Below are 14,424 nucleotides of genomic sequence, written 5' to 3' on the forward strand. Positions count from 1 at the left end.
CGCCGACCTGTCGGGCGATCCGACCTTCGCCGAACTGCTCGACCGGGTCCGGGCCGCGGACCTCGCCGCCCTCGACCACGCCGACGTGCCGTTCGACCGGGTGGTGGAGGAGCTCGCCCCGCCCCGGGCCCCCGGCCGCCACCCGCTGTTCCAGGCGATGGTCGCGCTGGAGGAGGCGTCCCCCGACACCTCCCGGCTGTTCGGCCTCGCCACCGAGGAGGTGGCCGTCGACCCCGGCGCCGCCAAGTTCGACCTCGACGTGGTGCTCAGGCCGGCCCGGCCCGGCGGCTCGTCCGCAGCCGATCCGGCGGCCGGCGACCCCGCCGCCGACGGACTGGTCGGCGGCATCCGCTACGCCACCGACCTGTTCGACCGCGCCACCGTGCAGACCCTGGCCGCCCGGCTGGTCCGCCTGCTGACCCTGGTGACGGCCGAGCCCGGCACCCCGATCGGCCGGCTCGACCTGCTGTCCCCCGGCGAGCACGCCGACCTGGACCGCTGGAACGCCACCGGCCGCGTCCGCCCGGTCACCACCGTCGCCGAGGAGTTCGCCGCCCGGGCCGCCGCCACCCCCGGTGCCACCGCCGTGGTGGCCGGCGCCGACCGGCTGACGTTCCGTGAGCTCGACGAGCGCGCCAACCGGCTCGCCCGCCTGCTGATCGCCCACGGCGCCGGACCGGGCACGCTGACCGCGCTCGCCCTGCCGCGCACCGCCGACGCGGTCGCCGCCCTGCTGGCCGTGCTGCGCCTGGGCGGCGGGTTCCTGCCGCTCGACCTCGGGCTGCCCGCCGACCGGCTCGCCCACATGCTGGCGGACTCGGCCCCGGACGTCGTCCTGGCCACCGGCGCGAGCGCCCGGCTGCTGCCGCCCGGGACCGGGACCCTCGTCCTCGACGACCCGGCCACCGCCGCGGACCTCGCCGCCGGACCGGCCGCGACCGTCCACGTCCCGGCCGACCCGTCCGAGGTGTCCTACGTCATCTACACCTCGGGCTCGACCGGGCGGCCCAAGGGGGTCGTCCTCACCCACGGCGGACTCGACAACCTGTACCACGACCACGACCGCACCCTCTACCGTCCGGTCGCCGCCGCACTGGGCCGGCGCGTGAGCGCCCTGCACACCGCGTCGTTCTCCTTCGACTCCTCCTGGGAGCAGCTGTTCTGGCTGATCGCCGGCCACGAACTGCACCTGCTCGACGACATCCTCCGCCGGGACGCCGAGGCGGTCGTCGGCTACTGCGCCGAGCACCGGATCGACGCCCTCGACGTCACGCCCTCCTACGCGCGGCAGCTGCTGGACGCCGGCCTGCTGACCGGCGCCCACCGCCCGCCGGTGCTGCTGCTCGGCGGCGAGGGCGTGCCGCCCGACCTCTGGGCCGAGCTGCGCGGCCACCCGGACGTCCGGGTGGTCAACTACTACGGGCCGACCGAGTTCACCGTCGACGCCCTGGTGGCCGGGACGGCGGACGCCGACGGGCCGGTGATCGGGCGTCCGCTCGACAACACCCGGGCCCACGTGCTGGACGCGCGGCTGCGTCCGGTGCCGCCGGGTGTGCCGGGTGAGCTGTACCTCGCGGGGGTGCAGCTGGCGCGGGGGTACCTGAACCGGGCGGCGCTGACCGCCGAGCGGTTCACCGCCGACCCGTACGGTCCGCCGGGCAGCCGGATGTACCGCACGGGCGACCTCGCCCGGCGGACGGCCGACGGCCTGGTGGAGTACCTCGGCCGGACCGACGACCAGGTCAAGCTGCGCGGCTTCCGGATCGAACTCGGCGAGGTGGAGGCCGCGCTGGCGGCCCTGCCCGGCGTCGGCGCCGCCGCCGCGCTGGTCCGCGAGGACACCCCCGGCAACCGGCGCCTGGTCGGCTACGCCACCGGTGGCGCCGACCCGGCGGCCCTGCGCCGCGCCCTCGCCGGGACGCTGCCCGACTACCTGGTGCCCGCCGCCGTGGTGGTGCTCCCGCAGCTGCCGACGACCGCCAACGGCAAGCTGGACCGGGCGGCCCTGCCCGCCCCGTCCGCCCCGGCGGTGGCGCTCGCCCGCCCGCCGCGCGACGCCCGCGAGGAGCTGCTCTGCGGGGCCTTCGCCACCGTGCTCGACCTCCCGGAGGTAGGGCCCGAGGACGACTTCTTCGCCCTCGGCGGCCACTCCCTGCTGGCCACCCGGCTGGCCGGGCGGATCCGCACCGTGCTGCGGACCGAGACCGCGGTCCGGGACGTCTTCGCCGCGCCCACGCCCGCCGGGCTCGCCGCCCGGCTCGCCGAGCGGGCCGGGACCGACCGGCCGGAGCTCACCGCGGGCCCGCGCCCGGCGCACCCGCCGCTGTCGCCCGCCCAGCTCAGCCTCTGGCTGCTCCACCAGGTGCAGGACTCCGGCTCCGCCTACCACGTACCGATCGCGCTCCGGCTCACCGGAGCGCTCGACCCCGGCGCCCTCGCCGCCGCCCTCGCCGACGTCGCGGCCCGGCACGAGAGCCTGCGGACCGTCGTGCGCGAGCACGACGGCGAGCCGTACCAGCAGGTGCTCGCTCCCGGCGCGCACCCGGTGCCGCTCACCGTGCTGCCGGTCGGCGAGGACGGGCTGGACGCCACCCTGCGCACCCTGCTCGCTCCGCCGTTCGACCTCGCCGCCGAGCCGCCGTTCCGTGCCCACCTGGTGCGGGTCGACGAGGGCGAGCACGTCCTCCTGCTGACGCTGCACCACATCGCGGGCGACGAGGAGTCGACCGCCCCGCTGCTCGCCGACCTCGACGCCGCCTACACGGCCCGACGGGCCGGACGGGCCCCCGAGTTCGCCGAACTCCCCGTCCAGTACGCGGACTTCGCCCGCTGGCAGGGCGAGCTGCTGGCCCGGACCGGCGACCGGCAGCGGGCCTACTGGACGCGCACGCTGGCCGGGGCGCCCGAGGAGGTCGCGCTGCCCGCCGACCGCCCCCGGCCGGCCCGCCCCACCCACCGGGGCGCCGTCGCCCTCTTCGAGCTCCCGGCCGACACCGCCGGGGCGCTCACCGCACTCGCCCGGGCCCACGGCGCCACCCTGTTCATGGCCGTCCACGCCGTGGTCGCCACGCTGCTGCACCGGCTCGGCGGGGGCGAGGACATCGTGGTCGGGGCACCCGTCTCGGCCCGCGGCGAGGCCGTCCTCCGGGACCAGGTCGGCTACCACCTCAACACCCTGGCGCTGCGCACCGACCTCTCCGGCACCCCGGCCTTCGCCGCCCTGCTGGAGCGGGTCCGGGACGCCGACCTGGAGGCCTTCGACCACGCCGACCTGCCGTTCGACCAGGTGGTCCGGGCGGTCGCGCCGGCCCGTACGGCCGGGCGTCACCCGCTCTTCCAGACCATGGTCACCTTCCACTCCGCCGCTCCCGCCCCGGCCCGGCTCTTCGACGTCCCGGCGGCGGAGCTGCTGGTGGACACCGGCGGCGCCAAGTTCGACCTGGAGTTCGCGGTCGGCCCGGCCGCCGACGGCAGCGGGCGACTGGAGGGCGGCGTCCGGTACAGCCGGGACCGCTTCGACGAAGCGACCGCCCGCGCCCTCGCGGACCGGCTGGTCCGCCTCGTGGAGCAGGCCGTCGCGGACCCGGCGCGCCCCGTCGCCGACCTCGACCCGATGGCCGAGGGCGAGCGTGAACTCGCCCTGTACGGGCCGGAGTCCACCGACCACCCGGCCGTCCCCGGCGACCCGGCCACGCTGCCCGACCTGGTCGCCGCCGGAGCCCGCGCCGGGGCCGCCCGCCCCGCGGTGCTGACGGACGGCGCCGAGCTGTCCCGCGCGGCCTTCGACGACCGCGCCGACCGGCTCGCCCGGCTGCTGATCGCCCGCGGGGTCGGCCCGGAGAGCGTGGTCGCGGTGGCCCTGCCGCGCTCCGCAGACCTGCTGGTGGCCGTCCACGCCGTGGTCCGGGCCGGGGGCGCCTACCTGCCGCTCGACCTCGACCACCCGGCCGAGCGGCTGCGCCACCTCCTCGGCACGGCCCGCCCGGTCTGCGTGCTCACCGAATCCGGATCGGCCGGCCGGCTGCCCGCCGACGCCCCCGACGCCGTCCTGCTGGGGGACCCGGAGACGGAGGCCGCCCTGGCGTCCGCCCCGGCCGGACCGGTCACCGATCACGACCGGCTCGCCCCGCTGAGGCCCGACCACCCCGCGTACGTCATCTTCACCTCCGGCTCCACCGGCCTGCCCAAGGGCGTCCAGGTCGGCCACGCCGCGATCGTCAACCGGTTGCGGTGGATGCAGGACGCCTACCCCCTCGGCGGGGACGACCGGGTGCTGCACAAGACCCCGGCCGGCTTCGACGTCTCGGTCTGGGAGCTGTTCTGGCCGTTCGCCGCGGGCGTGCCCGCGGTGGTCGCCCGCCCCGACGGGCACCGTGACCCCGGCTACCTCGCCGACCTGATCCGCCGCCACCGCGCCACCGTCGCGCACTTCGTGCCCTCGATGCTCGCCGCCTTCCTCACCGACCAGCGGCTCGCCGAGTGCCCCTCGCTGCGACGGGTGGTGTGCAGCGGCGAAGCCCTCCCGGTCGACCTCGCCGAGCGCTTCCGGGAGTCCTGCGCCGGCCGGGAGGTGGCCCTGGAGAACCTCTACGGCCCCACCGAGGCGGCGGTCGACGTCACCGCCGAGCACTACCGGCCCGGCACCGGCCGGTCCGGCGGCAGCGTGCCCGTCGGCAGCCCGGTGTGGAACACCGGGGTCCGGGTCCTGGACGCGCGGCTGCGTCCCGTCCCGCTCGGGACCCCCGGGGAGCTGTACCTGACCGGGGTGCAGCTGGCGCGCGGCTACCTGAACCGGGCGGCGCTGACCGCCGAGCGGTTCACCGCCGACCCGTACGGTCCGCCCGGCAGCCGGATGTACCGCACCGGCGACCTCGCCCGGCGGACGGCCGACGGCCGGCTGCACTACCTCGGCCGGACCGACGACCAGGTCAAGCTGCGCGGCCTGCGGATCGAACTCGGCGAGGTGGAGGCCGCGCTGGCCGCCCTGCCGGGCGTCGCCCTGGCCGCCGCGGCCGTCCGCGCGTCGGGCACCGGGGGCGACCGGCTGATCGGGTACGTCGTCCCGGAGCCGGGTCGCGTTCCGGACACCCGCCACCTGCGCAAGCTCGCGGCGGAGCGGCTCCCGGCGTACATGGTGCCGGCGCCGATCGTCCTCCTCGACGCCCTGCCGCTGTCCGTCAACGGCAAGCTCGACCGGCGGGCCCTGCCGGCGCCGCCGGTCACCCCGGCGGCCGAGCCCGGCACGGCCGACGGGACCGCCGAGGCCGCCGCGACCGTCGCCGAGCCCGCCGAACCTTCCGGGACCGCCGAACCCGCCGTCGTGCTGGCCCGGTTGATGGCCGAGGCCCTCGGCCTGACCGCCGTCGACCGGCACGCCGACTTCTTCGAACTCGGCGGCGACAGCATCGTCTCCATCCGGCTGGTGTCGCTGGCCCGCAAGGCTGGCCTGACCCTCACCGCCCGGCAGGTCTTCGAGGCACCCACCCCCGCCCGGCTCGCCGAGCTCGCCGTCCCGGCCGCGCCGGCCGCCGGGACCGCCCCGGCGGCCGTCCGGCCGCAGGACGACGGAACCGGTCCGCTGCCGCTGCCCCCGATCGCCCACTGGCTCGCCGAACGCGGCGGCCCGGTCGACCGGATCGCCCAGGCCCGGCTGGTGCTCCTGCCCGCCGGTGTCCGTACGGCGGACCTGGCCACCGCCCTCCAGGCGCTGCTCGACCGGCACGCCGGTCTGCGCCAGGTCCTGCACCGGCCGGACCCCGGCGTCTGGTCGGCCGAAACCGCCCCGCGCGGATCGGTGACCGCCGCCGACAGCCTGCGCGCCGTCCCCGCCGCCGGGCTCGACGACGCCGCCCTGCGGGAGCTGGTCGCCACCGAGTCGGACGCGGCGGTCGGCCGCCTGCGCCCCGGCACCGGACGCCTCCTCCAGGCCGTCCACCTGGACGCCGGCCGGGAGGCCGCGGGCCGCCTGCTGCTGACGGCCCACCACCTCGCGGTCGACGAGGTCTCCTGGAGCATCCTGCTGGACGACCTGCGGGCCGCCTGGCAGGACGCCGCCGCCGGCCGGCCGCCGGTCCTGGAACCGGTCGCCACCTCGCTGCGCGCGTGGACCGAGCACCTCCTCGCGGAGGCCCACAGCCCCCGCCGGACCGCCGAACTCGGCCACTGGCTGGCGGCCGGGGAGGGCGGGAAGGACCGGCGCCTGATCGGATCGCGTCCGCTGGACCCGGCCCGGGACACCGCCGACACCGCGCGCCCGTTCACCGTCACGCTCTCCGCCGGACGGACCGCGCCCCTGCTCGACACCGTCCCCGGGGCCGTGCACGGCACCGTCAACGACGTGCTGCTCACCGCGCTGGCCCTGGCCGCCGCCCACCTCGACCCGGACCGGCCGGACGGCGGGCTACCGGTCGAACTGGAGGGCCACGGCCGGGAACAGGACCTGCTGCCCGGCGCCGACCTCTCCCGCACCGTCGGCTGGCTGACCAGCCTGTACCCCGTGCGCCTCGCCCCCGGCCGGATCGACCCGGCCGCCGCCCTCACCGGCGCCGAGGACGCCGGGCGCGCCCTCAAGGAGGTGAAGGAACAGCTGCGGGCCGTCCCCGCCGGCGGGATCGGTGCGGGCCTGCTCCGCTACGCCAACCCCGCCACCGCCCGCCGCTTCGACCCGGCCGCCCGGCCCGAAGTGCTCTGGAACTACCTCGGCCGGCGCACCCACACCCCCGGCACCGCCTGGGGACCTGCCCCCGAGGCCGACGCCGTCGGCGTCGAGCCCGACCCCGGGGCCCCGCTCTCCCACGCGCTGGAGATCGTGGCCCGGATCGACCCCGGCCCCGACGGCCCCCGGCTCGTCGCGGACTGGATCCCCGCCGCCGGCGCCCTGCCGGAGTCGACCGCACGCGCCCTCGCCGAGGCGTGGACCGCCGCGCTCGACGGCCTCGCCACCTGGGCCGGCACCGCCGGCTCCGGCGGCCACACCCCCTCCGACCTCGATCTGCTCTCCCTCGACCAGGACCAGATCGCCATGCTCGAACAGATGTGGAAGGACCAGCGATGACCAGGACCGGCCTCGCGGACATGCTCCCGCTCTCCCCGCTCCAGCAGGGCATGCTGTTCCTCTCCTCCTACGACGACCGGGCCACGGACGTCTACACCGTCCAGCTGACCGTCTCGCTGAGCGGCCCGGTCGACGCGGCCCGGCTCGGCACCGCCGCGGACGCGCTGCTGCGCCGGCACGCCAACCTGCGCGCCGGGTTCTGGCACGAGAACGTGCCCGAGCCGGTCCAGTTCGTCCCCGCCGAGCTGCGGATCGCCGTCCGCGAGACCGACCTCCGGGCCGGGCACGCCACGGCCCCGTCCGGCGCGGCCCCGTTCGCCACGGCCCCGTCCGGCGGCGTCCCGGACGGTGAGGCCCTGGACCGGGCCGAACGCGCCGAGCTGGCCGAGCGGTTCCTCCTGCACCGGCCGCCGCTGCTGCGCCTGCTGCTGGCCCTGGTGGCCGACACCGAGTACCGGCTGATCGTCACCGTGCACCACATCCTGGTGGACGGCTGGTCGATGCCGCTCCTGGTGCGTGAGCTGCTGGAGCTGTACGACCGGGACGGCGACCCCGGCGGCCTGCCCGCCGTGCGCCCCTACCGCGACCACCTGCGCTGGCTGGCCGACCAGGACCGGCCGGCCGCCGAACGCGCCTGGCGCACGGCGCTGGCGGGGACGGACGGCCCCACCCTGCTCGCCCCGGCCGACCCCGGCCGGCAGGCGGTCCGGCCGGCCCGGCACACCCGGGGGCTCACCGAGGAGGCGACCGCGGGGCTCACCGCGGCGGCCCGCCGGCTCGGCACCACCCCCAGCACCCTCGTCCAGTGCGCCTGGGGGCTGCTGCTCGGCTCCCTGACGGGGCGGCGCGACGCCGTCTTCGGCCTGACCGTGTCGGGCCGGCCCGAGGAACTGTCCGGCGTCGACTCGATGATCGGACTGTTCATCACCACCGTCCCGGTCCGGGTCGCCGTGCGCCCGGAGGAGAGCGTCGCCGCGCTGGTCCGCCGGTTCCGCGGCGAACAGAACCAACTGCTCTCCCACCACCACCTCGGCCTGCACGCGATCCAGAAGCAGGCCGGCGGCGGCGAACTGTTCGACACCCTGCTCGTGGTCGAGAACTACCCCGTCGACCCGTCCGCCCGCCCCGCGCTCGCCGGCGGGGCCGCCGTCACCGGGGTCACCGCCCGCGACGCCACGCACTACCCGCTCACCCTGGCCGTCAACCTCGGCCGCACCGTCGAGGTCCACCTGGAGTACCGGCCCGACGTGCTGACCGACCGCCGGGTCGAGCGGATCGGCGAGCGGCTGGCCGCGCTGCTGGAGCGGATCGCCGCCGACCCCGACACGACGGTGGGCAGGCTGCGGCTGACCACCGACGACGAGCACGCCCGGCTGGCGGCGGCGGGGCACGGCCCGGAGGCCGCCGCCTTCGGGGGGAGCGTCGCCGACCGTTTCGCGGCGCAGGCCGCCGCGACCCCCGGGGCCACCGCCGTCGTCTCCGGCGGCCGGTCCGTGACCTTCGCCGAACTGGACCGCCGCTCCGCGGAGCTGGCCCACCGGCTGGTCGCACGCGGGATCGGCCCCGAGTCGGTCGTCGCCCTCGCGGTGCCGCGTTCGGTGGACGCGGTGACCGCCCTGCTCGGCGTGCTGCGCAGCGGCGCCGCCTACCTGCCGCTGGACCTCGACCACCCGGCCGAGCGCCTCGCCGACATGATCGCCGACGCGGCCCCGGCCTGCCTGGTCACCACCGCGGGCACCGTCCACCGGCTCCCCGCGGCGGGCCCCCGGCCGCTGCTGCTCGACGGCCCGGACGACACCACCGCCACCGACGCCGCCACCGCCCCGGGCCCCGGGCCCGACGCGCCGCTCCCCGCCGTCGACCCGGAGCACCCCGCCTACGTCATCTACACCTCCGGTTCCACCGGCCGCCCCAAGGGCGTGGTCCTCACCCACCGCGGCCTCGCCAACCTCTACGCCAACCACCGGGCCGCGCTGCTCGACCCGGCCGCCCGCGCGGCCGGCCGCCCCCTGCGGGCCCTGCACACCGCCTCGTTCTCCTTCGACACCTCCTGGGAGCAGCTGTTCTGGCTGCTCGCCGGGCACGAACTGCACCTCCTCGACGAGACGGAGCGGCGCGACCCCGAGTTCGTCACCGGCTACGTCCGCCGCCACCGCGTCGACACCCTCGACGTCACCCCCACCTACGCCCAGCAGCTCCTCGACTGGGGGCTGCTCGCCGACGGCGCCCACCGCCCGGGGCTGCTGCTGCTCGGCGGCGAGGCGGTGCCGCCCGCCCAGTGGAGCGCGGTCCGCGCCGCCGACGGCGTACGCGCCGTCAACCTCTACGGCCCCACCGAGTACACCGTCGACGCCCTGGCCGCCGACCTCGCGGACAGCGTGCGCCCGCTGGTCGGCGCACCGATCGCCGGCACCGCCGCCGGGGTCCTCGACCACGCGCTGCGCCCCGCACCGGACGGCGCCCCCGGCGAGCTGTACCTGGCCGGGACCGGGCTGGCCCGCGGCTACCACGACCGGCCCGGTCTGACCGCCGGCCGCTTCGTCGCCGACCCGTACGGCCCGCCCGGCAGCCGGATGTACCGCACGGGGGACCTCGTCCGCAGGCTGCCCGACGGCCGCCTCGACTACCTGGGCCGGGCCGACGAGCAGGTCAAGATCCGCGGGTTCCGGATCGAGCCCGGCGAGATCGAGGCCGCCCTCACCGCGCTGCCCGGGGTCGCCACCGCCGCCGTGGTCGTCCGCGAGGACACCCCCGGCGTCCGCCGCCTGGTGGGCTACCTGACCGGTGACGCCGACCCGGTCGGCGCCCGCGCCGCCCTGGCCGCCGCGCTGCCCGAACACCTCGTCCCCGCCGCCCTGGTGGTCCTGGACGCCCTGCCCCTCAACGTCAACGGGAAGCTCGACCGCGCCGCCCTGCCCGCCCCCGTCCTCACCGGCGACCCGGCCTCCCGCGCTCCGCGGACCCCGGCCGAGGCCGTCCTGTGCCGCGTCTTCGCCGATGTCCTCGGCCTCGCCGCGGCCGGCGCCGACGACGACTTCTTCGTCCTCGGCGGGGACTCGATCAGCTCGATCCAGCTGGTCGGCCGGCTCCGCAAGGAGCAGCTGGTCCTCACCCCCCGGCAGGTCTTTGAGCACCGCACACCCGCCCGGCTCGCCGCCGCGGCGGTGGACGCCGGGACCGTCGCCGACGGCCCGGACCCCGCCGCCGTCGTCCTCGTCCCCGAGGCGGCCCTCGCCCTGGCCGCCGAACTCCGCCCCGACGCCGAGGAGGTGCTGCCGCTCTCCCCGCTCCAGGAGGGCCTGTACTTCCACGCCGTCTACGACGACCGCGCGCTCGACGTCTACCTCATGCAGAACTTCATCGAGCTGCTGCACGCCGTCGACCGGACGGCGCTGCGCCGTGCCTTCGAGGCGCTGCTCAGGCGCCACCCCCACCTGCGGGCGGGCTTCTGGCACCAGGGCTTCGACGAGCCGGTGCAGATCGTCCCCGGCGCGTGGGAGCTGCCCTGGCAGGAGACCGACCTCAGCCACCTCGACCGGGCCGCCCAGGACCGCGCCCTGGAGGAGTTCTCGCACGCCGACGCCGCCACCCGGTTCGACCTCGCGGCGCCGCCGCTGCTGCGCGTCGCGCTGTTCCGCTTCGCCGACGAGCGGTACGTGCTCTGCGTGACCCAGCACCACATCCTCACCGACGGCTGGTCCGAGTCTCTGTTCTTCGAGGAGCTGTTCGCCCTCTACCGGCACGGCGGCGACGAGGACGCGCTGGCGCCCGCCACGCCGTACCGGGAGTTCCTGCGCCACCTCGCGGCGACCGACCGCGAGGCCGCCGCCGAGGCCTGGCGGGTCCACCTCGCCGGCCTCGACGAGGCGACCCTGGTCGCGCCCGAGGACCCGGCCCGGCAGCCGGTGATCGCCGAGGTCTGCCCGATCGTCCTGGACGAGGCGACCAGCGACGGGCTGCGCGCCTTCGCCCGGTCCTGCGGCATCACCCTCAACACGGTGCTGTCCACCGCGTGGGCGCTCACCCTGGCCGGCCTCACCGGCTCGGACGACGTGGTCTTCGGTGCCACCGTCTCCGGCCGGCCGCCGGAGCTGGCGGGCGTGGACACCATGATCGGGATGTTCATGAACACCCTCCCGTTCCGGGTGACCGTCCGGCCCGGGGAGCCGTTGCGCGACCTCCTGGTCCGGGTCCAGCGGGAGCACGCCGCCCTGCTGCCGCACCACCAGGTGGGCCTCGGCCGGATCCAGCGGCTCAGCGGCTTCGGCCGCCTCTTCGACACCCTGTACGTGTTCCGCAACACCCCGCTGGACGACTCGGCCCGGGAGGAGGCCGTCGCGCGCCACGCGATCGGCTGGACCCACAGCGTGGACGGCACCCACTACCCGCTGACCCTCGCGGTCACGCCCGAGCGCGCCCTGGAGCTGAGCCTCGCCTACCGGCCCGACCTGTTCGACGCCGAGGCCGCCCGGGCCGTGGCCGAACGGCTCGCCGCCCTGGTCCGCGCCCTGCCCGGGGACCCCGCCGCCCCGGTCGGCCGGCTCGGCACCCCGGAACCGGCCGAGCTGGGCAGGCTGCTCGGCCTCGGCGACGACACCGGCCACGCCGTTCCCGACACCACCGTCGACCGGCTGCTCGCGGAGCAGGCCGCCCGGACCCCGGACGCGACCGCCCTGGTTTTCGGCGAGGAGCGGCTCTCCTACGCCGAACTCGACCGGCGGGCCGACCGGCTGGCGCACGCCCTGATCGCCCGCGGCGCCGGGCCGGAGCGCCTGGTCGCCCTCGCGCTGCCGCGCTCCGCGGACTTCGTCGTCGCCCTGTTCGCCGTGCTGCGCACCGGCGCCGGCTACCTGCCGCTCGACCTGGACCACCCGGCCGCCCGGCTCGCCGAGATGCTCGCCGACGCGCGCCCGCTCTGCCTCGTCACCGTCACGGCCGTCGGCGCCGGCCTGCCCGCCGCGGACGACCTGCCCCGCCTGGTGCTCGACGACCCGGACGGCCTGGCCGAACAGGCCGCCGTCCCGGCCGGGCCGGTGACCGCCGCCGACCTCACCGCCCCGCGTCACGCCGACCACCCGGCCTACGTGATCTACACCTCCGGCTCCACCGGGCGGCCCAAGGGCGTGGTCGTCCCGCACCGCGGGCTGACCACGATGCTGGTCAACCACCGGGCCCGGATCTTCGGCCCCGCCGTGACCGGGGCCGGCGGGCGGCGCCTGCGGATCGCCCACACCGTCTCCTTCGCCTTCGACATGTCGTGGGAGGAGTTCTTCTGGCTGGTCGACGGCCACGAGGTGCACGTCATCGGCGAACGGCTGCGGCTCGACCCGGACGCCCTCGTCGACCACTACGTCCGCGAGCGCGTCGACGTCGTCAACGTCACCCCGTCCTACGCCCAGCAGCTGATCGAGGCCGGACTGCTCGCCGACGGCCGGCACCGGCCGGTGCTCGTCCTGCTCGGCGGCGAGGCCGTCCCCGAGTCCCTCTGGCAGCTGCTCGACCGGACCGACGGGACCACCGGCTACAACCTGTACGGGCCCACCGAGTACACCATCAACGCGCTCGGTGCGGGCGTCGGCGAGAGCGCCACCGCCACCGTCGGACGGCCCGTCATGAACACCCGGGCGTACGTACTGGACCAGGCCCTGCGCCCCGTCCCGGTGGGCGTGCCCGGCGAGCTGTACCTCGCCGGGGACGGCCTGGCGCGCGGCTACCACGACCGGCCCGGTCTGACGGCCGGCCGCTTCGTCGCCGACCCGTACGGCCCGCCCGGCGGGCGGATGTACCGCACCGGCGACCGGATGAGGTTCCGGGCGGACGGCAGGCTGGACTACCTGGGCCGGGCCGACCAGCAGGTCAAGGTCCGCGGCTTCCGGGTCGAGCCAGGCGAGGTCGAGTCCGCGCTGCTCGCCCTGGACACCGTCGCCGCGGCGGCCGTCGTCGCGCAGCGGGGCCCGGGCGGCGCACGCCTGGTCGCCTACACCGTCCCCGCCCCCGGCCTCCCGGCGGACTCCGCCGCGCTGCGCGCCGCGCTGGCCGCGACCCTGCCCGAGTACCTCGTCCCGGCCGCGTTCGTCGAGCTCGACGCGCTGCCGCTGACGGTCAACGGCAAGGTCGACCGCGCCGCGCTCCCGGTGCCCGGCCCGGCCGGGCGGGGATCCTCCCGGCCGCCCGCCGACGCCCGCGAGGCCCTGCTCTGCGAGCTCTTCGCGGAGGTCCTGGGCGTGCCCGAGGTCGGTGTCGACGACAACTTCTTCGAACTCGGCGGCCACTCGCTGCTCGCGATGCGGCTGGCCGGCCGGATCCGGGCCGAGCTCAACACCCCGGTCCAGGTCGCCACCCTGATGGCCGCCCCGACCGTCGCGGGGGCGGCGGCCCGGCTCGGCACCGACGCCCGCCGTGACGCGCTGCGCACCCTGCTGCCGCTGCGGGAGAAGGGCGCGCTGCCCCCGCTGTTCTGCGTCCACCCGGCCTCCGGTTTCAGCTGGCAGTACGCGGGCCTGCTGCGCCATCTCGACCGGGAGCGCCCGCTGTACGGCCTCCAGTCGCCGGGCCTGCGCGGTGAGCTCCCGAAGGTCGAGGACGTCCGGGGTCTGGCCGAGCTGTACCTCGCGGAGGTGCGGGCGGTGCAGCCGCACGGCCCGTACCACCTGCTGGGCTACTCCTTCGGCGGGACGGTCGCCCACACCATGGCGGCGCTGCTCCAGGAGGGCGGCGAGGAGGTGGCCCTCCTCGGGCTGCTGGACGCCTACCCGCCGGAGACCGAGGACTGGTCCTTCGTCACCGACCCGCGCTTCCGCGAGCGGCTCGCCGAGGAGGAGAGCGGGTTCCTGACCGGGGTGGCCGGGCTCGGCCTGGCGGGGCCCGGGGACACGGCCGGGGACGCGGCTGCGGACACGGCCGGCGCCGGGGGAGAGGCCGGCCGGCCGGTCGGCCGGGAGGAGGCGATCGCCGCGATCCGGGCCAGCCAGGGCATGCTGGCCGGCTTCGACGAGGATCTGCTCCACGCGATCGTCGACACCAACGTGCACTGCGTCGGCCTGCTGGCCGGCAGCCGCACCCCGGTCTGGACGGGTGACGCCCTGTTCGTCACCGCGGCCCGCACCACCGCCCCCGAGGACGCGCCCGCGAAGGTCTGGCCGCCGTACCTGCGGGGCAGGCTGGCCGAGCACGTGCTCGACGTCGCCCACGACGAACTGATGGACGCGCAGGCGCTGGAGGAGATCGGCCCGCTGGTGCAGCGGGCGCTGGCGGAGGGGGTGTGAACCGGCCCCGCCGGTCCGCCCGCGCCCCTCCCGCGGGCGCGCCTTCCGCCCGTCCGTCCGCCGACCCCGGCGGGGCCCGGGCCGCCATCGCACGACCGCATGATC

2 protein-coding genes are annotated in these 14,424 nt (G+C 77.2%); both read left to right on the top strand.

Annotated elements, in window-relative coordinates; genetic code table 11:
• A partial coding sequence (locus tag ABZY91_RS14990) for an amino acid adenylation domain-containing protein (protein WP_355402553.1) occupies nucleotides 1-7,054 on the top strand: 7,054 nt, incomplete at its 5' end.
• Nucleotides 7,051-14,319, top strand: a complete 7,269-nt coding sequence (locus tag ABZY91_RS14995; RefSeq protein ID WP_355402555.1) for an amino acid adenylation domain-containing protein — start codon at nucleotides 7,051-7,053, stop codon at nucleotides 14,317-14,319. The genes ABZY91_RS14990 and ABZY91_RS14995, both read left to right, overlap by 4 nt.
• Nucleotides 14,320-14,424 lie beyond the last annotated feature (105 nt).

Origin of the sequence: Kitasatospora sp. NPDC002965, assembly GCF_040611255.1 — a bacterium.
Classification (GTDB): Bacteria; Actinomycetota; Actinomycetes; order Streptomycetales; family Streptomycetaceae; genus Kitasatospora.